23 protein-coding genes and 1 riboswitch are annotated in these 22,448 nt (G+C 71.8%); of the genes, 12 read left to right on the top strand and 11 right to left on the bottom strand.

All coding sequences use genetic code 11. The annotated features are described in order from the left end of the window. Positions 1–127: 127 nt before the first annotated feature. Complete coding sequence (locus ACFC0D_RS17115) at positions 128–1,114, top strand: helix-turn-helix domain-containing protein (protein WP_376435993.1); 987 nt, start codon at positions 128–130, stop codon at positions 1,112–1,114. 253 nt (positions 1,115–1,367) lie between these two features. Further along, positions 1,368–2,357 (top strand): malate dehydrogenase, encoded by a 990-nt coding sequence (locus ACFC0D_RS17110; protein WP_376435990.1) that lies wholly within the window; start codon positions 1,368–1,370, stop codon positions 2,355–2,357. 78 nt (positions 2,358–2,435) lie between these two features. On the opposite strand, the gene ACFC0D_RS17105 is transcribed toward ACFC0D_RS17110, so the two are convergent. Together ACFC0D_RS17105 and ACFC0D_RS17100 are read right to left on the bottom strand one after the other, a co-directional pair. Continuing rightward, positions 2,436–3,179 (bottom strand): isocitrate lyase/phosphoenolpyruvate mutase family protein, encoded by a 744-nt coding sequence (locus ACFC0D_RS17105; protein WP_376435987.1) that lies wholly within the window; start codon positions 3,177–3,179, stop codon positions 2,436–2,438. Further along, complete coding sequence (locus ACFC0D_RS17100; RefSeq protein WP_376435984.1) at positions 3,176–3,697, bottom strand: carboxymuconolactone decarboxylase family protein; 522 nt, start codon at positions 3,695–3,697, stop codon at positions 3,176–3,178. Before ACFC0D_RS17100 ends, ACFC0D_RS17105 begins: the two co-directional genes overlap by 4 nt. 41 nt (positions 3,698–3,738) lie before the next feature. On the opposite strand from ACFC0D_RS17100, the gene ACFC0D_RS17095 reads away from it, so the two are divergent. Beyond that, positions 3,739–5,154, top strand: coding sequence for a PLP-dependent aminotransferase family protein (locus tag ACFC0D_RS17095; protein ID WP_376435982.1), 1,416 nt, complete (start codon positions 3,739–3,741; stop codon positions 5,152–5,154). 10 nt (positions 5,155–5,164) lie between these two features. On the opposite strand, the gene ACFC0D_RS17090 is transcribed toward ACFC0D_RS17095, so the two are convergent. Then, entirely contained in the window at positions 5,165–6,013 is an 849-nt protein-coding gene (locus tag ACFC0D_RS17090) for a hypothetical protein (protein WP_376435980.1), read from the bottom strand. Between the two features lie 90 nt (positions 6,014–6,103). Here ACFC0D_RS17090 and ACFC0D_RS17085 point away from each other — a divergent pair, with 90 nt between their 5' ends. Together ACFC0D_RS17085 and ACFC0D_RS17080 are read left to right on the top strand one after the other, a co-directional pair. Continuing rightward, positions 6,104–6,394 (top strand): hypothetical protein, encoded by a 291-nt coding sequence (locus ACFC0D_RS17085; protein ID WP_376435977.1) that lies wholly within the window; start codon positions 6,104–6,106, stop codon positions 6,392–6,394. 19 nt (positions 6,395–6,413) lie between these two features. After that, positions 6,414–7,595 carry a glutathionylspermidine synthase family protein gene (locus ACFC0D_RS17080; RefSeq protein WP_376435974.1) on the top strand — a complete coding sequence of 394 codons (1,182 nt, stop codon included), beginning with the start codon at positions 6,414–6,416 and terminating at the stop codon, positions 7,593–7,595. Positions 7,596–7,681: 86 nt separating this feature from the next. On the opposite strand, the gene rocD is transcribed toward ACFC0D_RS17080, so the two are convergent. Beyond that, positions 7,682–8,887: an ornithine--oxo-acid transaminase gene (gene rocD, locus ACFC0D_RS17075; protein ID WP_376435972.1), complete on the bottom strand. Its 1,206-nt coding sequence runs from the start codon at positions 8,885–8,887 to the stop codon at positions 7,682–7,684. Positions 8,888–8,994: 107 nt separating this feature from the next. After that, positions 8,995–9,085: riboswitch (ZMP/ZTP riboswitch) on the top strand. 80 nt (positions 9,086–9,165) lie between these two features. On the opposite strand from rocD, the gene glyA reads away from it, so the two are divergent. After that, positions 9,166–10,434 carry a serine hydroxymethyltransferase gene (gene glyA / locus ACFC0D_RS17070; RefSeq protein WP_376435969.1) on the top strand — a complete coding sequence of 423 codons (1,269 nt, stop codon included), beginning with the start codon at positions 9,166–9,168 and terminating at the stop codon, positions 10,432–10,434. Positions 10,435–10,579: 145 nt separating this feature from the next. On the opposite strand, the gene ACFC0D_RS17065 is transcribed toward glyA, so the two are convergent. Together ACFC0D_RS17065 and ACFC0D_RS17060 are read right to left on the bottom strand one after the other, a co-directional pair. Then, positions 10,580–11,368: a hypothetical protein gene (locus ACFC0D_RS17065; protein ID WP_376435967.1), complete on the bottom strand. Its 789-nt coding sequence runs from the start codon at positions 11,366–11,368 to the stop codon at positions 10,580–10,582. After that, positions 11,343–11,954, bottom strand: coding sequence for an RNA polymerase sigma factor (locus ACFC0D_RS17060; RefSeq protein ID WP_376435964.1), 612 nt, complete (start codon positions 11,952–11,954; stop codon positions 11,343–11,345). Before ACFC0D_RS17060 ends, ACFC0D_RS17065 begins: the two co-directional genes overlap by 26 nt. A 74-nt stretch (positions 11,955–12,028) precedes the next feature. On the opposite strand from ACFC0D_RS17060, the gene trpS reads away from it, so the two are divergent. Both trpS and ACFC0D_RS17050 read left to right on the top strand, forming a co-directional pair. Beyond that, positions 12,029–13,042 (top strand): tryptophan--tRNA ligase, encoded by a 1,014-nt coding sequence (gene trpS / locus ACFC0D_RS17055; RefSeq protein ID WP_376435961.1) that lies wholly within the window; start codon positions 12,029–12,031, stop codon positions 13,040–13,042. Between the two features lie 94 nt (positions 13,043–13,136). Continuing rightward, positions 13,137–13,727 carry a 2'-5' RNA ligase family protein gene (locus ACFC0D_RS17050; RefSeq protein WP_376435959.1) on the top strand — a complete coding sequence of 197 codons (591 nt, stop codon included), beginning with the start codon at positions 13,137–13,139 and terminating at the stop codon, positions 13,725–13,727. Positions 13,728–13,737: 10 nt separating this feature from the next. Here ACFC0D_RS17050 and ACFC0D_RS17045 read toward each other — a convergent pair whose 3' ends face one another. After that, positions 13,738–14,493 carry a decaprenylphospho-beta-D-erythro-pentofuranosid-2-ulose 2-reductase gene (locus ACFC0D_RS17045; protein ID WP_376435957.1) on the bottom strand — a complete coding sequence of 252 codons (756 nt, stop codon included), beginning with the start codon at positions 14,491–14,493 and terminating at the stop codon, positions 13,738–13,740. 357 nt (positions 14,494–14,850) lie between these two features. On the opposite strand from ACFC0D_RS17045, the gene ACFC0D_RS17040 reads away from it, so the two are divergent. Further along, the gene (locus ACFC0D_RS17040) at positions 14,851–15,777 is read left to right on the top strand and encodes a YihY/virulence factor BrkB family protein (protein WP_376436062.1); all 927 of its coding nucleotides are present in this window, start codon (positions 14,851–14,853) and stop codon (positions 15,775–15,777) included. Here ACFC0D_RS17040 and ACFC0D_RS17035 read toward each other — a convergent pair. After that, positions 15,695–16,966 carry a D-alanyl-D-alanine carboxypeptidase family protein gene (locus ACFC0D_RS17035; RefSeq protein ID WP_376435955.1) on the bottom strand — a complete coding sequence of 424 codons (1,272 nt, stop codon included), beginning with the start codon at positions 16,964–16,966 and terminating at the stop codon, positions 15,695–15,697. The genes ACFC0D_RS17040 and ACFC0D_RS17035 overlap by 83 nt on opposite strands. A gap of 118 nt (positions 16,967–17,084) precedes the next feature. Here ACFC0D_RS17035 and ACFC0D_RS17030 point away from each other — a divergent pair, with 118 nt between their 5' ends. The 3 genes from ACFC0D_RS17030 to ACFC0D_RS17020 all read left to right on the top strand — a co-directional run bounded on the left by ACFC0D_RS17030 (position 17,085) and on the right by ACFC0D_RS17020 (position 20,561). Then, positions 17,085–17,324, top strand: a complete 240-nt coding sequence (locus ACFC0D_RS17030; RefSeq protein ID WP_376435952.1) for an SCO4848 family membrane protein — start codon at positions 17,085–17,087, stop codon at positions 17,322–17,324. Between the two features lie 12 nt (positions 17,325–17,336). Then, positions 17,337–18,797, top strand: coding sequence for a metallophosphoesterase (locus ACFC0D_RS17025; RefSeq protein ID WP_376435949.1), 1,461 nt, complete (start codon positions 17,337–17,339; stop codon positions 18,795–18,797). A gap of 207 nt (positions 18,798–19,004) precedes the next feature. Further along, positions 19,005–20,561: an ABC transporter substrate-binding protein gene (locus tag ACFC0D_RS17020; RefSeq protein WP_376435946.1), complete on the top strand. Its 1,557-nt coding sequence runs from the start codon at positions 19,005–19,007 to the stop codon at positions 20,559–20,561. 65 nt (positions 20,562–20,626) lie between these two features. Here ACFC0D_RS17020 and ACFC0D_RS17015 read toward each other — a convergent pair whose 3' ends face one another. The 3 genes from ACFC0D_RS17015 to ACFC0D_RS17005 are packed head-to-tail and all read right to left on the bottom strand — an operon-like array spanning position 20,627 to position 22,333. Then, complete coding sequence (locus ACFC0D_RS17015) at positions 20,627–21,433, bottom strand: TetR/AcrR family transcriptional regulator (protein WP_376435944.1); 807 nt, start codon at positions 21,431–21,433, stop codon at positions 20,627–20,629. Between the two features lie 11 nt (positions 21,434–21,444). Next, on the bottom strand, positions 21,445–21,870 hold the full coding sequence (locus ACFC0D_RS17010; RefSeq protein WP_376435942.1) for a thiol-disulfide oxidoreductase DCC family protein: 426 nt from the start codon (positions 21,868–21,870) through the stop codon (positions 21,445–21,447). A 7-nt stretch (positions 21,871–21,877) separates the two neighbouring features. Next, entirely contained in the window at positions 21,878–22,333 is a 456-nt protein-coding gene (locus ACFC0D_RS17005; RefSeq protein WP_376435940.1) for a hypothetical protein, read from the bottom strand. Between the last annotated feature and the right edge of the window lie 115 nt (positions 22,334–22,448).

Below are 22,448 nucleotides of genomic sequence, written 5' to 3'. Positions count from 1 at the left end.
ATTCCGCTACGCCCCGGGGGCGCACGCCCGATTCGTATGCACCCGTGCGCTCCTGCCCCGGGAACTGCCATCCTGGCCCGGAGCATCCTTCTAGGGGGACACAAAGGAGGACAAGGGGGGAACGCGCATGCCTCGCTGGAAAGCGTTGCCGGACGAACTCGACCCACAGATACGCGAGTTCGCGAGTCAACTACGGCGCCTGATCGACCGCAGCGGACTGAGCATCGCCGCCGTCGCGGACCGCACCGGCTACAGCAAGACCTCATGGGAGCGGTATCTCAACGGACGGCTCCTCGCGCCCCGGGGCGCCGTCGTCGCGCTCGCCGAGGTGACCGGCACCGACACCGGTCATCTCACGACGATGTGGGAGCTCGCCGAGCGTGCCTGGAGCCGCTCCGAACTGCGCCGCGACCTGACCATGGAGGCCCTGCGGATCTCGCAGGCGCGCGCCGCCCTCGGGGATCCCGGCCCCTCCGGCGCGAACGCCTCGACGGAGACCAGGGGCGGAAGCGACGGCGGCCCGCCGCCCGCCCGGCGCACCGCCGCCCCCGTCGGACCGGCGCCACCTGCCGCGGCGCCGCCCCGGCAGCCGTCCGGGGCCTCACGCCCCCGCCGCGCCGCCCTGATCCTGACCGGCGTCCTCGGCGCCCTGCTCGTCATCGCCGCGGCCGTCCTCCTCACCGACCTCGGGGGCCGCTCCACCGGCGACGACGGGAAGAAGGCCGGCGGCACGCCCACCGCGACCCCGAGCGCACCGCCCAGCACCACCCTCCCCGCAGGGGTGAAATGCGCCGGAGCCGGCTGCGCGGGCCAGGACCCGGAGGCGATGGGCTGCGGCGGCACCTTCGCCACCACCGTCTCCCGCGCCCGGGTCGGCACCGCCGGCCAGGTGGAGGTGAGGTACAGCAGGACGTGCGGCGCCGCCTGGGCGCGGATCACCGGGGCGGGCCCCGGCGACACCGTCCGCATCACCGCCGCCGGTACCAGCCAGAACGCGGTGGTGGACGCCGACGCCGACGCGTACACGCCGATGGTCGCCGTGGCCAAGGGCACGGACGCGACGGCCTGCGCGACGCTGAAGAGCGGGGCGAAGGAGTGCACCGGCGAGGGGTGACGGCGCCGCGGCCCGGCGCGGCGGGGGTGCCGGGCGAGCGGTGACCGCGCCGCGGCGCGGTGCGAAGGCAGTCGGGTGGCAGTGAGCCGGACCACAAGGGGGTGGGGGTTGAGCGGGTCCCGGGTCGGATAGCCTGACCGCTGGATATCTCTTCACGTCGAGACATCGGGTCGACCGATCGATCGTCGATCAGGGGAGATGTCCAGCATCAGGGGCAGGGACCCCCACCGCCAGCTGTCTTACGGAGATCGCCATGACCCGCACTCCCGTGAATGTCACCGTCACCGGCGCGGCCGGCCAGATCGGCTACGCGCTGCTCTTCCGCATCGCCTCCGGCCACCTGCTCGGCGCGGACGTGCCGGTCAAGCTGCGCCTCCTCGAGATCCCGCAGGGCGTCAAGGCCGCCGAGGGCACCGCCATGGAGCTCGACGACTGCGCCTTCCCGCTGCTCAAGGGCATCGACATCTTCGACGACCCGAACAAGGGCTTCGAGGGCGCGAACGTGGCCCTGCTCGTCGGCGCCCGCCCGCGCACCAAGGGCATGGAGCGCGGCGACCTGCTCGCCGCCAACGGCGGCATCTTCAAGCCGCAGGGCAAGGCCATCAACGACCACGCCGCGGACGACATCAAGGTCCTCGTCGTCGGCAACCCGGCCAACACCAACGCCCTGATCGCCCAGGCCTCGGCCCCGGACGTCCCGGCCGAGCGCTTCACCGCGATGACCCGCCTGGACCACAACCGCGCGCTCTCGCAGCTGGCGGCCAAGACCGGCGCGTCCGTCGAGGACATCAAGCGCCTCACCATCTGGGGCAACCACTCGGCGACCCAGTACCCGGACATCTTCCACGCGGAGATCGCCGGCAAGAACGCCGCCGAGGTCGTCAACGACGAGCAGTGGCTGGCCGACACCTTCATCCCGACCGTCGCCAAGCGCGGCGCCGCGATCATCGAGGCCCGTGGCGCGTCCTCGGCCGCCTCGGCCGCCAACGCCGCGATCGACCACGTCCACACCTGGGTCAACGGCACCGCCGCGGGCGACTGGACCTCCATGGGCATCCCGTCGGACGGCTCCTACGGCGTCCCGGAGGGCCTGATCTCCTCGTTCCCCGTCACCTGCACGGACGGAAAGTACGAGATCGTCCAGGGCCTGGACATCAACGAGTTCTCCCGCGCCCGCATCGACGCCTCGGTCCAGGAGCTGGCCGAGGAGCGCGACGCGGTCCGCGAGCTCGGCCTCATCTGAGCCTGAGCCGGCTGTTCCCTCTCCGCCCCCGGTCGTCCGCGACCGGGGGCGGAGTCGTGTCCACGGCGCTCGGCCCCGTCACGCAGGGCGTCCGAACCCGGACAGCTCTCCCGCCAGTTCCGCGACGCCCCGCAGGGTGCGCAGCAACAGGCCGTGGCCGAAGGTGATCCGGGCCGCGCCCAGCCGCCCGAGCCCGGCGGGCGACGGCCCGTCGGGCAGGGCCAGCACGTTGAGCGGTGCGTCGATCCCGGCGCGCAGCAGCGGGAGATGGGCCGCGGGCGCCTTGATCGGGTACACGCAGTCCGCGCCCGCCTCCGTGTAGAGCCGCGCCCGCTCGATCGCGGCGGCCGGATCGTCCACCCCGCGCACATAGGTGTCCACGCGCGCGTTCAGGAAGAGCCGCGGCCCGGCCTCCGCCCGTACCTCCGCGAGCCAGGCGGCGTGCTCCCGCGGGTCCTTGAGCCGGCCGGAGCGGCTGGTGTCCTCCAGGTTCACCCCGGCCGCCCCGGTCTCCAGGACCCGCGCCACGAGCTCCTTCGGAGCCAGGCCGTAGCCGTCCTCCAGATCGGCCGTGACCGGTACGGAGACGGCCCGCACGACCCTCGCCACGGCCGCGAACATCTCCTCGGGCGGGGTCTCGCCGTCCTCGTACCCGAGGGAGGCGGCGATCCCCGCGCTCGGTGTGGCGAGCGTCGGGAAGCCGGCCTCCTCGAAGACGCGCGCGCTGGCCGCGTCCCACGGACCCGGCACGACCAGCGGATCGTCCGCCGAGCGCCCGGAGTGGAGGGCACGCAGTACGTCGGCGGGGGACGAGGGGGTCACTTGGCGTACTGCCCGGGGGTGTAGTGGCCGGGCGTCAGCCGGGTGCTGACGCCGATCCGGTTCCAGGCGTTGATGACGGTGATGGCGGCGATGACCCTTGCGAGTTCGGTCGCGTCGAAGTGGGCCGCGGCCTTCGCGTACACCTCGTCGGGGACGAAGCCGTCGGTGAGGACGGTGACGGCCTCCGTCAGCGCGAGCGCGGCCAGCTCGCGCTCGGTGTAGAAGTGCCGCGACTCCTCCCACGCCGACAGCTGGACGATCCGCTCGACCGACTCGCCCTCCGCCAGCGCGTCCTTGGCGTGCATGTCGATGCAGAACGCGCAGTGGTTGATCTGCGAGGCCCGGATCTTGATCAGGTGGTAGAGGGTCGGGTCCACGTCCTTCGCGGCCGCCTGCTCCAGCCGGATCATCGCCCGGTAGAACTCCGGGACCTGCTCGGCGAGGTTGAGGCGGGGGGCGTGCTCGTGGGCGTATTCGGTCGTCACGGTGTCGTTCGTCGTGGTGGTCGTCATGGTCATCACCGTACGGCCGGGATGGCGCAGGAGTATGGTCCATTTCCATGGCGAACGACTGGGCCACTTTTGGGACCGACCTCCATCTGGAGCTGCGGGGCACGGGTCTGCGGACGGGGCTGATGGACGCCCTGCGGGAGGCGGTGCGCAGCGGGCGCCTGGAAGCGGGCGTACGTCTGCCGTCCTCCCGCTCGCTCGCGGCGGACCTGGGCGTGGCCCGCAACACCGTCGCCGACGCGTACGCCGAGCTGGTCGCCGAGGGGTGGCTGACCGCCCGGCAGGGCTCCGGGACGCGGGTCGCCCAGCGGGCCGTGCCGCGCCGGGTGGCCGGGGCGGGCGCGCGGCCCCCGGTGACGGCGGCCAGGCCGGCCGCGGCCCGGCCGACGTACGACCTGAAGCCGGGCGCGCCCGACCTGGCGTCCTTCCCGCGCTCCGAATGGCTCAAGGCGTCCCGGCGCGCGCTCACGGCCGCGCCCCACGAGGCGTTCGGCTACGGCGATCCGCGCGGCCGGATCGAACTGCGCACCGTGCTCGCCGAGTACCTCGCCCGGGCGCGAGGCGTCCACGCGCGGCCGGAACGGATCGTGATCTGCGCCGGGTTCGTGCACGGGCTGATGCTGATGGGGCAGGTGCTGAGGGCCCGCCGCGTGCGGGAGGTGGCCGTCGAGTCGTACGGGCTCGACGCGCACTGGGAGCTGCTGCGCGGAGCCGGGCTGCGGCTGCCCGCCCTTCCGTACGACGAACTCGGCACCAGGACCGAGGGGTTGGCCGAGATGAAGGGCGTCGGCGCGGCGCTGATGACGGCCGCCCACCAGTTCCCGCTCGGCGCCGCGCTCCACCCCGACCGGCGGGTGGCGGCGATCGACTGGGCGCGGGCCTCGGGCGGGTTCGTCCTGGAGGACGACTACGACGGGGAGTTCCGCTACGACCGCCAGCCCGTGGGCGCGCTCCAGGGCCTCGACCCCGAGCGGGTCGTCTACATGGGCACCTCCAGCAAGTCCCTGGCACCCGGGCTGCGGCTGGCGTGGATGGTGCTGCCGGAGCGTCTGGTGGACGAGGTGGTGGCGGCGAAGGGGCGGGTGGACTGGGTGTCCAGCTCGCTGGAGCAGCTGACCTTCGCGGAGTTCCTCGCCTCGGGCGCCTACGACCGGCATGTCCGGGCGATGCGGCTGCGCTACCGGCGGCGGCGCGACGAGCTGGTGGCGGCGGTGGCCGCACACTCCCCGGAGACCCGGGTCAGCGGCATCGCGGCCGGCCTCCACGCGGTCCTGGAACTCCCGCCGGGCCTCGAGCCCGCGGTCCTGCGCTCCGCCGCGTGGCAGGGCCTGGCACTCTTCGGCCTCAACCGCTTCCGTCACCCGGACGTCCCGACGACCCAGGACGGTCTGGTCGTCGGTTACGGCACGCCTCCGGACAGCGCCTGGGCGGGCGCCCTGGCGGCGCTGTGCCGAGTCCTGCCCTGACGGCCAGCCGTCAGCCGCCCGCCGGGGATCCCGACGGTTCCGGTCCGGGCTCCGGGGTCGGGGGTTCGCCGAAGCGGGCCAGGACCAGCGCGCCGGCCACCGCGACGGTGAAGCCCAGGATCGCCAGCCAGCCCAGGCCCTCGCGCGTCTGGTCGCCCAGCCAGATCACGCCCACCAGCGCCGGGCCGATCGTCTCGCCGAGGACCGCGCCGGCCGTCGCCGTCGTCACCGAACCCCTCTGGAGCGCCGAGGTCAGCAGCACGTACGCGGTCCCGCCGCCCAGGAGCAGCGCGTACACCGCGGGGTTCGCGAGGTCCCAGCTGTCGATCAGCCGGACGGCCACCTCCACCACCCCGAAGCCGAAGCCCGCGAGGAGGCCGAGGGCCAGCGCCCGCGGCCTTCCGGGCAGCCGTCCGGCGACCGCGCCGAGCCCCAGCACCCCGAACGCCGCCGCGAGCATCGCCCACCGCAGCGCCTCCGACGAGCTCTGCTCGCCCTCGTCGCCCGCGGCGAGGGCGAGCATCGCGAGCCCCGCGCACACCACGCCCACCGCCGCCCACTCCATCCGGTGCAGCCGGACCTCGAGCAGCCACGAGGCGGCCACCGCCGTGACCGCCAGACTCGCGGCGAGCGCCGCCCCCACCATGTAGATCGGCAGCGTCAGCAGAGCGACGATCTGCAGCCCGAACCCGATCCCGTCCAGGGAGAGCCCGGCCAGATATCGCCACTGCCGCATCGCCCGCAACTGCAGTGCCACGTCGACGCCGGCGCCCGTCCCGGGCGTCACCGCCCGCGCGCCGAGCGCCTGCAACACCGACGCCATGCCGAAACAGAGCGACGATCCGAGCGCACAAATCATCCCCAAGAGCACAAAGGGACTCTAGTGCGAGGGCGTTCGGACAGCGGCCTAAACTGTGCGGTCGCTGACCCCGCGATCGGAAGGACTGACATGCGCAGGCTGAGGTCGAGCACGGTCGTGCTCGGCGGTATGGGGGTGCTCGCGGCGACGATCACGTCCTGCGGCTCCGAGCCGGACCGGCGGTGCGTCGACCCGCTGACCCGGGAGAAACTGCCGAGCTACGAATGCGAGAGCAGCAGTGGCAGCGGTAGTGGCAGCTCGACGCGCGGTTCGTACTACTACGGCGGCAGCGTGAGCGACAACAGGGTCAGCGGCGGCAGCTTCGACAAGACGGCCGTCGACACCGGCGGCTTCGGCTGCTCCGGTTCCGGCGGCGGCTGAGCGGGACGGACCGTACGACATGCAGCGGCACACGATCGACCCCCGGCCGGGGTGGCAGCAGACGGTGGAGGAGCAGGGGCTCGTCTACCCCCTGACCCGCTACCCCGACGACTCCCTGCGCCCGTACTGGGACGAGAGCGCCTACTACTCCTTCACGCTGCCCGAGGTCGAGGCGCTGGAGGAGGTCGTCGAGGAGCTGCACGCCATGTGTCTGGCGGCGGCGGCGCACATCGTCGAGCAGGATCGTTTCGCCGATCTTGGTCTCACCGACCCCCGGCTCGTCTCCCTCGTCGCCGAGTCCTGGCGCCGCCGTGCCGAACTGCCCTCCCTCTACGGGCGGTTCGACCTCCGCTACGACGGCACGGGCCCGGCCAAGATGCTGGAGTACAACGCCGACACCCCGACCTCCCTGGTCGAGGCCGCCAGCCCGCAGTGGTTCTGGATGGAGGAGCGCTTCCCCGGCGCCGACCAGTGGAACTCGCTCCACGAGCGGCTCGTCGACGCCTGGAAGCGCCAGGCGAAGCTGCTGCCGCCCGGGCCCCTGCACTTCGTCCACTCCGACGGGGACGAACTCGGCGAGGACCTGATGACCGTCGCGTATCTGCGCGAGACGGCCCAGCAGGCCGGGCTCGACACGCAGGCGCTGTCGGTCGAACAGATCGGCTGGGACCGGCTCTCGGGGCGGTTCGTGGACGACCGGCTCCGCTTCATCCGCAGCTGCTTCAAGCTCTACCCGTGGGAGTGGCTGACCACCGACCGCTTCGGCCCGTACGTCCTGGACACCCTCGACAACGGCGGCGGTACGGGCACGACCTGCTGGATCGAACCCGCCTGGAAGATGCTGCTCTCCAACAAGGCGCTGCTCGCGATCCTCTGGGAGCTCTACCCGGACCACCCGAATCTGCTGCCGGCCTACCTCGACGGCCCCCGCGAACTGGCCGCGACCGGCGGCTACGTCGCCAAGCCGCTGCTCGGCCGCGAGGGCGCGGGCGTCACCGTCCACGAGCAGGGCTCCCCGGCCGTGCTGCGCGAGGAGCCCTGCTGCTACCAGGAGTTGGCCCCACTGCCCGACTTCGACGGGAACCGTGTCGTGCTCGGCGCGTGGGTCGTCGAGGACGAGGCGGCGGGGCTCGGGATCCGCGAGTCCGCGGGCCTGATCACGGACGAGTACGCCCGCTTCCTGCCGCACGTCATCCTCTGAGCGCTCCGCCGACGACGGGCCCGCTCCGCCGACGATGGGCCCGCCCCGCCGACGATGGCGCCCGCGCCGCCGGGGCGGGCGCCGTGTCACTCCGAGAGCACCGCCCGCAGCTGCTCCAGACCCCAGTCCAGATCCTCCTTGCTGATGACCAGCGGCGGCGCGATCCGGATCGTCGAACCGTGCGTGTCCTTCACCAGCACGCCCCGGTCCATCAGCTTCTCCGAGATCTCCCGGCCCGTGCCCCGGGACGGCACGATGTCCACACCGGCCCACAGCCCGCGCCCGCGCACCGCCTCGACGGCGCCCCCGCCCACGAGCAGCCCCAGCTCGGCGTGGAGATGCTCGCCCAGCTCGGCCGCCCGCTGCTGGTACTCCCCGCTCCGCAGCATCGCGATCACCTCCAGCGCCACCGCGCACGCCAGCGGATTCCCGCCGAACGTCGACCCGTGCTCGCCGGGCCGGAACACCCCGAGCACAGCACGGTCCGCGACCACCGCCGAGACCGGGACGACACCGCCGCCCAGCGCCTTGCCCAGGACGTACACGTCCGGCACCACGCCCTCGTGCTCGCAGGCGAACGTCCGCCCGGTCCGGCCGAGGCCCGACTGGATCTCGTCCGCGATGAACAGCACGTTCCGCTCACGGGTCAACTCCCGCACCCCGCGCAGATATCCGGCGGGCGGCACCAGGACCCCCGCCTCGCCCTGGATCGGCTCCAGGAGCACCGCCACGGTGTGCGCGGTGACCGCACGCTCCATCGCCGTCAGATCGCCGTACGGAACGATCTCGAAACCCGGGGTGTACGGGCCGTAGTGGTCACGGGCCTCGTGGTCCGTGGAGAAGCTCACGATCGTCGTCGTCCGGCCATGGAAGTTGTTCGCCGCGACCACGATCTTCGCGTGCCCGTCCGGCACGCCCTTGACCTCGTACCCCCACTTCCGCGCGGTCTTCACCGCCGTCTCGATGGCCTCCGCGCCGGTGTTCATCGGCAGGACCATCTCCTTGCCGCACAGCTCCGCGAGCTGCGTACAGAACTCCGCGAACCGGTCGTGGTGGAACGCTCTCGACGTGAGCGTCACCCGCTCCAGCTGCGCCCGCGCGGCATCGATCAGCCGCCGGTTGCCGTGCCCGAAGTTGAGTGCCGAGTACCCGGCGAGCATGTCGAGGTAGCGGCGGCCCTCGACGTCGGTCATCCATGCCCCGTCCGCCGAGGCGACGACGATGGGCAGGGGGTGGTAGTTGTGAGCGCTGTGCGCCTCCGCGGAAGCGATCGCGTCTTGCGTTCTCGACACGGGATCTCCGTTCGTCCTGCGGGCTGGGGCGGGTGTGGCCCCTTTTTCTATCGTCGCTCGGATGCCGGACGAAGAAACCTGGGTGACGGCGCGCCCGCTAGGCTGGAAACACGCACGGCGACTGGCGTACGGGGAAGCGACCCCGGGGGAGCCGTGCGCGGCAGACCACACGAGATGCCGCCCGCCTGGGCATCTTCGGGAAACCGAACCTCCCGTGTGGTGCCGCCCAGTCGATCTGAGCCGTACCCCGGGATCCGCCGAACGCCCGGAGGAACGCCATGAACGACACCACCCCGCACCCCGCCCTTGCCGCCACCGACCCCGAACTCGCCGCGCTCGTCGGCGCCGAGGAGCAGCTGCAGGCCGAGACCCTGCGACTGATCCCCAGCGAGAACTACGTCTCCCAGGCCGTCCTCGAAGCCTCCGGCACCGTCCTGCAGAACAAGTACAGCGAGGGCTACCCCGGCCGCCGGTACTACGAGGGCCAGCAGAACATCGACCAGGTCGAGACCCTCGCCATCGAGCGCGCCAAGGCCCTCTTCGGTGTCGACCACGCCAATGTGCAGCCCTACTCCGGCTCCCCGGCCAACCTCGCCGTCTACCTCGCCTTCGCCGAGCCCGGCGACACCGTGATGGGCATGGCCCTGCCGATGGGCGGCCACCTCACCCACGGCTGGGGCGTCTCCGCGACCGGCAAGTGGTTCCGGGGCGTGCAGTACGGCGTACGCCAGGACACCGGGCTCATCGACTTCGACCAGGTCCGCGAGCTCGCCCTCAAGGAGCGGCCCAAGGTGATCTTCTGCGGGGGCACCGCGCTGCCCCGCACGATCGACTTCGCCGCCTTCGGCGAGATCGCCCGCGAGTCCGGCGCCGTGCTCGTCGCCGACGTCGCCCACATCGCCGGCCTGATCGCGGGCGGCGCCCACCCCTCCCCGGTCCCGCACGTCGACGTCATCTCCACCACCACCCACAAGACCCTGCGCGGCCCCCGCGGCGCGATGCTGATGTCCCGCGAGGAGCACGCGAAGGCCCTCGACAAGGCCGTCTTCCCCGGCCTCCAGGGCGGCCCGCACAACCAGACCACCGCCGCCATCGCCGTCGCCCTGCGCGAGGCGGCCCAGCCCTCCTTCCGCGACTACGCCCACGCCGTCGTCGCCAACGCCAAGGCCCTCGCCGAGGCCCTGCTCGCCCGGGGCTTCGACCTCGTCTCCGGCGGCACCGACAACCACCTGATCCTGATGGACCTCACCCCCAAGGAGGTCCCGGGCAAGGTCGCCGCGAAGGCCCTCGACCGGGCCGGGATCGTCGTCAACTACAACACCGTCCCCTACGACCCCCGGAAGCCCTTCGACCCCTCCGGCGTCCGCATCGGCACCCCCTCCCTCACCTCCCGCGGTCTCGGTACGGAGCACATGGCCCAGGTCGCCGACTGGATCGACCGGGGCGTCGCGGCGGCGGGCTCGGGTGACGAGGACGCGCTCCTCACGATCCGCGCCGAGGTCGCGGCCCTGATGGCATCCTTCCCCGCACCGGGCCTCCCGGTCTGATCCCGCACGGCCTGGCCCCGGACGGGCCGGACCGACGCGAGCCGGTCCGTGGCGGTCCGGGGGTCCGGTCGGGGCGATCCGGCCTGAGCCAGGCGGTCTGGCCCGTGGGGGGCCGACGCGAGCCGGTCCGTGGCGGTCCGGCCGCTCAGCCCGCCGACTCGGCGATGCGGCGGGCCCTCTCCAGGGAGGGTTCGCCCTCGAGTCGCAGGGTCAGGGCTCCCGCGTTTCTCGTCCAGAGGAGCGTGGGGCCCGCCGTGCGTATCGACTGGGTCCACTCCTTCCCGCTCGCGTCCGTCATCGGGAACCGCAGCAGATGGGGCTCGGCGAACCAGTAGCCCTCCGCACCGTCCGGCAGATCGACCCACTCCGGATGCGTCTGGACCTGCTTGCCGAAGGCCATGGGGAGCCGCGCCGGGAACTCGTCGAGCCGGACCGTCCGGCCGCCGTCCTCCCGCCAGCACAGGGTGATCACCGCCCGCCCCGGCTCAGCCGAGCCGGTCACCGAGACCGCGTCGGGCGGGCCCAGCGCGCTCGGTATCAGCGGCGTGAAGCCGGCCCTGCGCCCGGCCTCCTCCAGCGACACCGGATCGGTGCACTCCGGCACCACCGAGCCCGGGCCGGGATGCGTCCCGGGGTCGTACCGCACCTCCACCCCGCCGAAGCCGAACCAGTCCGCCACCGTCGCCCGGACGGGCGGCGTGAGCACCAGCACCACCAGGACCCCGGAGAGGGCCGCGAGCAGCGTCTTCCACCGCCCGCGCAGCCACCCGAACCCCGGCCGGCCGAACCGCCGCCGTGGGGCCGCGGGCGCCGGCACCTGCTCCGCCAGGAGCTGAGCGAGCACCCGCTCGGCCATGGTCTCCCCGTCCACGTCCGGCACCCTCAGATGCCGTCCGAGGTCACGCAGCTCATCCGGGAGCCCCTCGTCCGTCATGCTCGTCACCTCCCTCCAATGCCAGACCGAGCTTCTTCAGCGCCCGGCTCAGCCGGGACTTCACCGTCCCCCGCGGCCAGCCCAGCGCCTCGGCCGTCTCCGCCTCGTCCAGCTCCAGCAGATACCGGTGGATCACCACCTGCCGGTGGTCCTCACCCAGCCCGTCCAGCGCCGCGAGCAGCTGCCGCCGCCGCTCGCCCTCCTCCACCGCCACCGCCGGGTCCGCCCCGTCCGGTATCAGCGGCTCGCCCGCGAGCAGCTCCGCCTCCCGCCCCGCGACGGCCCGCTGCCGACCCGCCGAGCGCACTGTGTTCCTCGTCTCATTGACCACGATCCGCAGCAGCCACGGCCGGAACGCGGCCCCGTCCTTGAACCGCCCCAGCGACCGATACGCCTTGAAGAAGGCCTGCTGCACCACGTCCTCGGCCTCCGCCCCCGCCCCGCACGCCACCGCCGCACGCAGCGCGACCGCCGTGTGCGCGCGGACCAGCGCCGCGTACGCCTCCGCCTCCCCGGCGCGTACCCGTGCGATCACCGCGGCCTCGGCTGTGTCTACGACGACCCGGCCCCCCTCCAGCGTCCTCACACCTTTGATACACCGGCAGAACGCGATCGGTTCCCAGTCCGGGATCGCCGCCGGCACCTGAGAGAATGGTGAGCATGGCCTCTGACGTTCCCCGTGTGCTCTCCGGAATCCAGCCCACCGCAGGCTCGTTCCACCTCGGCAACTACCTCGGCGCGGTCCGCCAGTGGGTTGCCCTGCAGGAGACTCACGACGCCTTCTACATGGTCGTCGACCTGCACGCGATCACGGTCCCGCAGGACCCCGCGGAGCTGCGCTCCAACACCCGGCTCGCCGCCGCACAGCTGCTTGCCGCCGGGCTCGACCCCGAGCGCTGCACGCTGTTCGTCCAGAGCCACGTCCCCGAGCACGCGCAGCTCGGCTGGATCATGAACTGCCTCACCGGTTTCGGCGAGGCCTCCCGCATGACCCAGTTCAAGGACAAGTCCGCCAAGCAGGGCGCGGACCGGGCCACCGTCGGTCTCTTCACGTACCCGATCCTGCAGGTCGCCGACATCCTCCTGTACCAGGCCAACCAGGTCCCGGTCGGCGAGGACCAGCGCCAGCACATCGAGCTGACCCGCGACCTCGCGGAGCGGTTCAACGGCCGCTTCGGCGAGACGTTCACGATCCCGGCGCCGTACATCCTCAAGGAGACGGCCAAGATCTACGACCTGCAGGACCCGGCGATCAAGATGAGCAAGTCGGCGTCCACGCCCAAGGGTCTGATCAACCTGCTCGACGAGCCGAAGATCACGGCGAAGAAGGTCAAGAGCGCGGTCACCGACACCGACACGGTCATCCGCTTCGACCCCGAGAACAAGGCCGGCGTCTCCAACCTGCTGACCATCATGTCCACGCTCACCGGGACCGGCATCGCCGATCTGGAGAAGAGCTACGAGGGCAAGATGTACGGCGCGCTGAAGACCGACCTGGCCGAGGTCATGGTGGACTTCGTCACGCCGTTCCGCACCCGTACGCAGGAATACCTGGACGACCCGGAGACGCTGGACCAGCTCCTGGCCAAGGGCGCGGAGAAGGCGCGTGCCGTCGCCGCGGAGACGCTGGCGCAGACGTACGAGAAGGTGGGCTTCCTGCCCGCCAAGCACTGAGTCCAAGGACCCTGGCCTCAAGGGTGGTGCAGGCCGCACACTGGCGGCTGCACCACCCATCGACCTGAGAAGACCGACGACGGAGGAGAACGACGTGGGGACCGTAACGCTCGGCGTTTCGATCGCGGTCCCGGAGCCCTACGGCAGCCTGCTCCAGGAGCTGCGCGCGGGCTTCGGGGATCCCGCCGCGCACGGCATCCCCACCCACGTCACCCTCGTCCCACCGACGGAGGTCGACGAGGAGCGGCTGCCCGCGATCCGGGCGCACCTCGCCGAGGTCGCGTCCGGCGTCCGCCCCTTCCCGGTCCGGCTGAGCGGCACCGGAACGTTCCGCCCGCTGTCACCGGTCGTGTACGTCATGCTCGCCGAGGGCGTCTCCGCCTGCTCCTGGCTCCAGGAGCGGGTCCGGGACGAGTCCGGGCCGCTCGTGCGCGAGCTGCAGTTCCCGTACCACCCGCACGTCACCGTCGCGCACGGCATCTCCGAGGAGGCGATGGACCGGGCGTACGAGGAGCTGACCGACTTCGAGGCGGCCTGGGCCTGCTCGTCCTTCGCGCTCTACGAGCAGGGGCCGGACGGGGTGTGGCGGAAGCTGCACACGTACGAGTTCGGCGGCTGCGGCACCGTCCCCGCGGTCCCCGCCCAGGGCACCCCGGTCGACACCCCGACCCCGGCCGCCGGCTGACCCCGGGGCCTCACACCGGCAGCCGCCGGAAGACGGGCCTCGGCACGTGCCGGAGCGCGGCCATCACCATCCGCAGCGCGCCCGGCACCCACACCGTCTCCGAGCGGCGCCGCAGCCCCAGCTCGATCGCCGTCGCGACCGCCTCCGGCGTCGTCGCCAGTGGGGTGGCCTCGAGACCGGCCGTCTTCCGGGACCGTACGAACCCTGGCCGCACGACCATCACATGCACCCCCGTTCCCTGCAGGGCGTCCCCGAGCCCCTGCGCGAACGCGTCGAGACCGGCCTTGGACGAGCCGTAGATGAAGTCGGCGCGGCGGGCGCGCTCCCCGGCGACGGAGGAGAGCACCACCAGTGACCCGTGCCCCTGCGCCTGCAGCGCCGCCGCGCAGACGAGCCCGGCGGAGACCGCCCCCGTGTAGTTGGTCTGCGCGACCCGGACGGCGGCGAGTGGATCGGCCTCGTCGTGGGCCTGGTCGCCGAGGATCCCGAAGGCGAGCAGCACCAGGTCGATGTCCCCCTCGGTGAAGATCTTGCCGAGTCGCTCCGCGTGCGACTCGGGGTCGAGGGCGTCGAACGGGACGGTGTACACCTCGACCCCCAGCACCCGCAGCGAGTCGGCGGCGGCCGTCAGGGCGGGGGAGGGGCGCCCGGCGAGCCAGACCGTACGGGTGCGGCGGGCGATCAGCCGACGGGCGGTGGCGAGCCCGATCTCGGAGGTGCCGCCGAGGAGAAGCAGGGACTGCGGGGTGCCGAAGGCGTCCTTCATGACGATCAAACTCCTCGGAGAGCAATCGGAGGGCGAGACGACGGGAGAGGTCCGAGGCGACCACGGACCGTGGGGCGACCACGGCGGGCGCGGTGCGGCCCCGGCCGGTGGGGGCTCGACCGGGTGTCGCTCTCGGCGGCCATGGAGGTGACCGTATCGCCCTGCATGTGCCCGATGCCCCGTTTGACCGCAGTTCGGCGAAATGGGTGATCGTATGAGCATCGGAAGAGATGCCCCGCCGTCGCCGACACGGTGTCAGGGTCCGGTGTGGGCAGGGTTCTTGCGGTGCGTCTGCGATTCTGGGGCCCGGATGGTCACATTCCGGTCAACTGGTGGATCAAGGGGTATGCGAACGACATGGACTGGCTGACCAAGCTCCCCGTCATCGGCCCCTGGGTCGCCCGGCTCATGCGGACCCATGCCTGGCGTTCGTACGAGACCCTCGACGCCGCCCACTGGACCCGGCTCGCCGCCGCCATCACCTTCATCAGCTTCCTCGCGCTCTTCCCCCTGATCGCCGTCGCCGCCGCGATCGGCGCCGCGCTGCTCAGCAAGGAGCAGCTGGACAAGATCGAGGACAAGGTCTCCGACCAGGTCCCCGGCATCTCCGACCAGCTCAACATCGGCGGGCTCGTGGACAACGCGGGCACGATCGGCCTCGTCGCCGGCGCGCTGCTGCTCTTCACCGGCATCGGCTGGGTCGGCTCGATGCGGGAGTGTCTGCGTGCGGTGTGGGGGCTCGACGACGAGGACGAGGGCAACCCCGTCGTCCGCAAGGGCAAGGACGCGCTCGTGCTGTTCGGACTCGGAGGAGTCGGGCTCTGCTCGCTCGCCGCGTCCTGGCTCGGTTCCACCGCCGTCGGCTGGAGCGCCGACCGGGTCGGGATCTCCGGCGAAGGAGCCACCGGCATCCTGCTCCAGGTGGCCTCCGTCGCCGTCGCCGCCGTCGCGGGCTTCCTCGTCCTGCTGTACCTGCTGACGCTGCTTCCCGGCGTCCGCCCGCCGCGCCGCCGTCTGGTGGTGGCGGCGGTGATCGGAGCGATCGGCTTCGAGCTGCTCAAGCTGCTGATCGGCGGCTACATGCGGGAAGTCGCGGGGAAGTCGATGTACGGCGCGTTCGGCGTCCCGGTCGCGCTGCTGCTCTGGATCAACTTCACCGCGAAGCTGCTGCTGTTCTGCGCGGCCTGGACGGCGACCGGGGCTAGTGAGTCGGCTCGTCGTCGACGCCCTCGCGGGGCTTCGGACGACGGCCGACCAGCTCCGGCAGCGGCCAGCGACGGTTGACGAGGAAGACCGCGCCCGCGAGCACGACGAGGACGCCGCCGACCACGCCGAGGGCGACCCCGACGCCGCCGGCCCTCCCTCCGGCCGCCGAGCTCTCGGCGGCACCCGTGCCCGGGGCGTTCTTGCCGGGGGCGGGGGTGGAACCGTCGTTCCCGGCTCCCTGGTTCGTACGGGCGGACCTCGGCGGCACCAGCTGGCCGACCGGCGTCACCTTCCCGGACGCCGCGAAGCCCCAGTCGAGGAGCCGGGCGGTCTCCATGTAGACCGCGTGCTGCTCCTTCGAGGACGGGTTCATCACCGTCACGAGCAGCACTTTGCCGTTGCGCTCCGCAACGCCGGTGAAGGTGGAGCCGGCGTGCGTCGTGTTGCCGTTCTTCACGCCCGCCATGCCCTGGTACGGCGCGACGCCGAGCGCGCCGGTCAGCAGCCGGTTGGTGTTCTGGATCTCGAAGGTCTCGCGCTTCTTGCCCGGCTTCTGCTCGCCGGGGAACTTGGCGCGGGCCGTGGCCGCGTACTCCCGGAAGTCGGCCTTCTGCATCCCGCTGCGGGCGATGAGGGTGAGGTCGTACGCGGAGGAGACCTGGCCCGGGGCGTCGTAGCCGTCCGGCGACACGACCTGGGTGTCGACGGCCTGGAGCTCGGCGGCGTGGTCGTTCATGTCCTTCACGGTCTTCGGGATGCCGCCGTTCATCTCGGAGAGCACCCGCACGGCATCGTTGCCGGAGCGAAGGAAGACACCGAGCCAGAGGTCGTGCACGGTGTAGGTCTGCTTCTCCTTGACGCCGACGAGGCTGGAGCCCGAGCCGATGCCGGCGAGCTCCTTGGGGTCGACGGTGTGGCTCGTGGTCTTCGGGAACCTCGGCAGGACGGTGTCCGCGAAGAGCATCTTGAGCGTGGAGGCCGGAGCGAGCGGCCAGTGGGAGTTGTGCGCGGCGAGCACGTCGCCGGTCTCCGCGTCCGCGACGATCCAGGACCGCCCGGTCAGCTCCTTGGGAAGCACCGGGGCGCCCGTGCCGAGCTTCACCTGGGTCCCGGGCAGGCCGAGCAGCTTGCCGCCGACGGAGGCCATGGCAGCGGGGGGCTTGGGCTGTTGGTCCTCCTTGTTGTCCGCGTGGGCCGGCGAAACGGAGACAAGGGGAAGCAGTGCGGCAGCAGTGACCGCCCAAGCGGTCTTCTTCGAGGCAGACACGATCGAAAACGTACAGGTACGCGTCAGGGGACCGCACCCGCGGGGCGGTTCGCTCCCGGGCTCTCCACCCGGGCGCCCCGGCCGTGGAGACCGTGGGACGGGCGGTGATACTGGGGCTATGAAGCTCAGCCGTCCCGTCTCCTGGTTCCTGCTCGCGTTCGGGGTGTGGAGTTGGTTCATCTGGATCACTTTCGTCAAGAACCTGTGGAACGACGGGAGCGGTCTCGCCTTCGACGACGCGGGCGACCCGACGGCCTACTTCTGGGTTCATCTGCTGCTCGCCATCACGTCCTTTGTCCTGGGGACGGTGGTCGGCGTGATCGGGTTGCGTGGCGTGCGCGCATTGCGGCGCGGATAGGGGTTGGGGCGCGTGCTCGTCTTCATGGTGGTGCTGGTCGTGGTCCTCGCCCTGCTGGGCGGGGTCCACTGGTACGTGTGGAAGCGACTGGTCCGTGATGTGACGGTCGCGGGGGGCACGGCACGGCGCGTGGGTACGGCGGCCGCGTTCGTCCTGCCCGTGCTGTCGCTCGCCGCCCTCACCTCCGGCCGGGCCGGAGCCCCCTTCTGGCTCCAGCAGGTGGTGTCCTGGCCGGGCTTCCTCTGGCTGGCCCTGCTGCTCTACGTGACCCTCGCCCTCGTGGTCGGCGAGGCGGTACGCCCGCTCCTGCGGCGGTGGCTCGAGCGCCGCGGGGCCGGGGCGGCCGCAGCCGGCGAGGGCCGGGACGGGACGGCGTCCGCGCCGGAACCCACGGGCTCCGGGCCCACCGGATCGCGCGCCGGAAAGCCGGCGGGCGGCCCGGTCGCCACGGCGGGCGGGGGCGCCTCCGCGCCGGCCGGCGGGCTGCTGACCGAGGTCGACGCCGAGCCGTCGCCGACCGGACCGCAGGCCGAGGCCTCCGCCGCCACGGACGTGTCCACCGCGGCCGAGGGCGGGGCCGGGACCCCCGGCGGCACCGATGCGGCCGGTACCGCCGGTGCGACCGGTCCCTCGGGCGCCACCGCCGTGTCGCGGCGGCTGTTCGTGTCGCGGGTCGTCGGCGGGGCCGCTGCCGCAGCCGCGGTGGGGACCGTCGGATACGGGACGTACGGGGTGCTGCGCGGGCCCCGCGTCAAGCGGGTCACCGTGCCGCTCGCCAAGGTGCCGCGCGCCGCCCATGGATACCGGATCGCCGTCGTCTCCGACATCCACCTCGGGCCGATCCTGGGCCGCGCCCACAGTCAGCGCATCGTCGACACCATCAACGCCACCCAGCCCGACCTGATCGCCATCGTCGGCGACCTCGTCGACGGGACCGTCGAGAACCTCGGATCCGCCGCCGAGCCCCTCGCCCGGCTCCGGGCCCGGCACGGCTCGTTCTTCGTGACCGGCAACCACGAGTACTTCTCCGGCGCCGACGCCTGGGTCGACCACGTCCGCGAGCTCGGCCTGCGCCCCCTGCGCAACGAACGCGTGGAGATCGCCGCCGGCTTCGACCTCGCCGGGGTCGACGACGTCGCGGGCGAGAGCGAGGGCCAGGGCCCGGACTTCGCCGCCGCGCTCGGCGACCGCGATCGCGCGAAGGCTTCCGTCCTGCTCGCGCACCAGCCGATCGTCATCCACGACGCCGTCCGTCACGGCGTCGACCTCCAGCTCTCCGGCCACACCCACGGCGGCCAGCTCTGGCCCGGCAACTACCTCGCCGACCTCGCCAATCCGACGGTTGCCGGTCTGGAGCGGTACGGCGACACCCAGCTCTACGTCTCCCGCGGCGCCGGCGCCTGGGGACCCCCCGTACGGGTGGGCGCGCCCTCCGACATCACCCTCGTGGAGCTGGCTTCCAAGCAGGCGTGACAGCAGGCCTGACAGCGGCGCGGCAACGGCGTGGCCGGGGCGTCACAGGACGGGTTGCAGGGGCGTAAGTCCCTCTATCCCGGACATATGCGTGCAGTGTGAAGGTTTACTCTTCCACATGTGAAATACGTGTGATTGGGTTGCGCCATCGCGGCATGGCTGGGCGCCGCCGCGCCAGGGGTGGGCACGAAAAAAGGAAGCACGGCGATGCGGTCGACGGTCCGTCTGCGGATCCTCATCACTTGTGGAGTTCTGGTGGCCGCCGGGGTGGGGGGCTGGCAGCTTCTTCCCTCCGACGACGTCCGGAAGGACCCCATCACCGTCGGCACCACCGACGAGGTGACCTCGCTCGACCCGGCGGGCGCGTACGACGCCGGTTCCTGGGCGATGTACAGCAATGTCTTCCAGTCGCTGCTGACGTTCAAGCCGGGCTTCACCACGCCCGTCCCGGACGCCGCCGACAACTGCAAGTTCCTCGGGGCCAGGCTCACCACGTACCGGTGCGAGCTCCGTGACGACCTCACCTTCGCCGGCGGCCGCAAGGTCACGGCCGAGGACGTCAAGTTCTCCTTCGACCGGATGCTGGGCATCAACGCGGACGTCGGTCCCGCCCCGCTCTTCCCGACGCTGAAGAACGTCGTGGCGGACGGCCAGATCGTCACCTTCAATCTGAGCGGCCGTGACGCCACCTTCCCGCTGAAGCTGGCTACGGGCGCCGGCTCGATCGTCGACCGCACCCAGTACCCGGCCAAGAAGCTGCGCGAGGGCACCACGGTCGAGGGCTCGGGGCCGTACGTCCTCAAGGAGTACAAGCCCGGCGAGAGCGCGCGTCTGGAGCCGAACCCGAACTACCGGGGCGCGCTCACCAGGACCGGCGGCCCGGTCGTCGTCCGGTACTTCACCGAGTCCGAGCAGCTCGCCTCCGCGTGGAACACCAAGCAGGTCGACGTCACGCACCGGCAGATGCCCCCGGAGTTCCTCTCCAAGCTGGGGAGCGAGAAGGGCTCGGCCCGGATCACGGAGGCGCAGACCGCCGAGATCCGCAATCTCTACTTCAACGTGAAGTCTCCGTCGCCGATGGCGAAGAAGGCGGTCCGGCAGGCCGTCGCCGCCGTCATCGACCGTCCGGCGATCGTCACCGGCGCCTACCACGGCACGGTCGAGCCGCTGTACTCGCTCATCCCGCAGGGCTTCAACGGCCACAGCACCGCGTTCTACGACAGGTATCCCGAGCCGTCGAAGCAGAAGGCCGCGAGCCTGCTGGAGAAGGCCGACATCGAGACCCCGGTCTCCTTCACCATCGGGTACCGCAAGGACGCCACCTACGGCGCCGAAGCGGCCGAGCTGAAGCGGCAGTTGGAGGCCACCGGCCTGTTCAAGGTGAAGCTCGTCGAGGCGGAGTGGAAGGACTTCCAGAAGGCGTACGTGAAGGGTGACTACGACGCGTACCCCGTCGGCTGGCTCCCCGACTTCCCGGACTCCGACAGCTTCACCGCTCCGCTCGTCGGGTCGGACAACGCGATGCACAACGGCTTCGCGAGCAGGAAGATCGACTCGCTGATCTCCGCCACGCAGCAGTACAGCGACCGGGGCGCGGCCTCCAGCGACTTCGAGTCCATCCAGGCGGAGGTGGCCGCGGACGTGCCCCTGGTGCCGCTGTGGCAGAAGAAGGACTACGTCCTGGCCACGGACGACGTCGCCGGTTCGCAGTACCTGACCGACGGCACCGGTATCTGGCGGCTGTGGGAACTCAGCTGGATCTGATCTCCCGCTTTCACACCGAGGCCCCGAGTCGACCTGCGACTCGGGGCCTCGGTGCGGGCGGTGCGTCAGTCCTTCGCCTTGGGCGTCTTCGCCTTCGGGGCCGCCCGCTTGGGCATGCCCGAGGCCGCCATGCCCGCCGCCGTCGGCATGAAGTCGGCGAGGAGGTCGTGCGTCTCGCGCACCAGGGGACGCAGCAACCGGAAGCGGGAGAGCGAGATCGCCCGGGCGGTGACCGGTGCGAGCCGCTCGACCAGACGGCGGCTGTTGGCGCAGCCCTCGGAGCGGTCGTACACCCAGAACAGCACCAGCCCCATCTGCTGGAGCCAGAGCAACTGCGGTAGTGGTTCGGCCAGTTCGGGGTCGACCTTCACGGAGGCGCCGGAGATGACCCTCCGGTGCACCTCGATGGCCGCCTCGCGCGGGCCCTCCGACTCGGGGGAGAAGGGGCTGAGCGGGCTGTCCGGGTCGGCCGCGTTCTTGAAGAACTGGGCGGCGAACTCGTGGTACGGCTCGGCGATGTCGAGCCAGCCGAGGAGGACCCCGCGGATGCGGGCCGTGAGGTCCTTCTCGTCGCTGTCGAGGATTCCCTCGACGGCCGTCTGGTGCTCCTCGGCGATGCGGTCGTAGAAGCCCTGGACGAGGTGTTCCTTGGAGGCGAAGTAGTAGTACGCGTTGCCGACGGAGACCCCGGCCTCCTGGGCGATGGCCCGCATCGTCGTCTTGTCGTAGCCGCGCTCCTTGAAGAGCCGGAGCGCGGTCTCGAGGATGAGCGTGCGGGTCTGTTCGCTCTTCGCGGCCTTGGCGGGCTGCGGGGCGGGCTCGGCAGCCTGCTCGGCGGGCTCGGCGGGCTTCTCTTCCTTCACGTCCTTCACAGTGCCCGAGCCTAACCGGGCGTGCCGGGTACTTCGCAGCGCCCGTCCTCGCAGGAGGCCCCCTTGATCGCCTCGCGCCACTTGGCGGCGGCGAGGACGGTCGCCCGGGCCAAGGGCTGTCCGGCCGGGGTGGCCAGCCAGTGGGCCTTGGGCCGGTGGTCGGCCAGGGCCCAGAGGCAGACGATCCAGGCGGACGTGGCGCGGTAGATCTGTCCCCGGTCCCCGATCACGGTGATCTCCTTCAGGGTGGAGTCGTGGTCGAGGTCCGGGAAGCGGCGCTTGGCCTCGTGGGAGGCGGCCGGGACGAGGTCGAGCGGGACCAGCTGCCGCTGCCGGAGGAGCCAGTGCCGCAGGTGGACACAGAGCGAGCAGTCGGCGTCGTACAGCACGGTCAGGCGGTGTACGGGTGTGGTCGGTCGTCCGGTCGGCGTCGTCATGGCCGGCTCACGCGCCGGCGCCGGCGCCCGCACCGGTGGCGGGCGGTGCCCAGGGGCCGCCGCGGCCGGACTGCTCGGTCCAGCCCTGCGGGGGCACCGGCGGGACCTGCTCGCGCTCCATCACGCCCCGGCGACGGATCTTGTTGAGGACGTAGACGTTGCCGAGGTGCATCACGCCGAGGACGAGGAGGACCACGCCGAGCTTGACCGAGAGGGCCTCGAAGAGGGACCGGGCGTCGGCCACGGCCTCGTCCTGGCTCAGATAGAGCGCGACGAAGCCGAAGTTGACGAGGTAGAACCCCACCACCAGGAGGTGGTTCACGGCTTCGGCGAGCTTCTCGTTCCCGTGCAGGACGTCGGCGAGGAAGATCCTTCCGTTGCGGCTGAGGGTGCGGGCGACCCAGATGGTCAGAGCCACGCTGATCAGCAGATAGACGATGTAGGCGACGACAGTGAGGTCCATGCCCCACGCTCCCTTGAACGCGTTCAAAAGCTGGCAGTCATGACTGTAGACCCTCTTTTGAACATGTTCAAGGGAGGGTCGGGGAGGGGGTGGGGAAACCCGTAGGCGATGGGGG

The organism is Streptomyces sp. NPDC056222, assembly GCF_042264065.1.
Taxonomy (GTDB): Bacteria; Actinomycetota; Actinomycetes; order Streptomycetales; family Streptomycetaceae; genus Streptomyces.
This window is presented reverse-complemented; position numbering and strand designations above follow the sequence as displayed.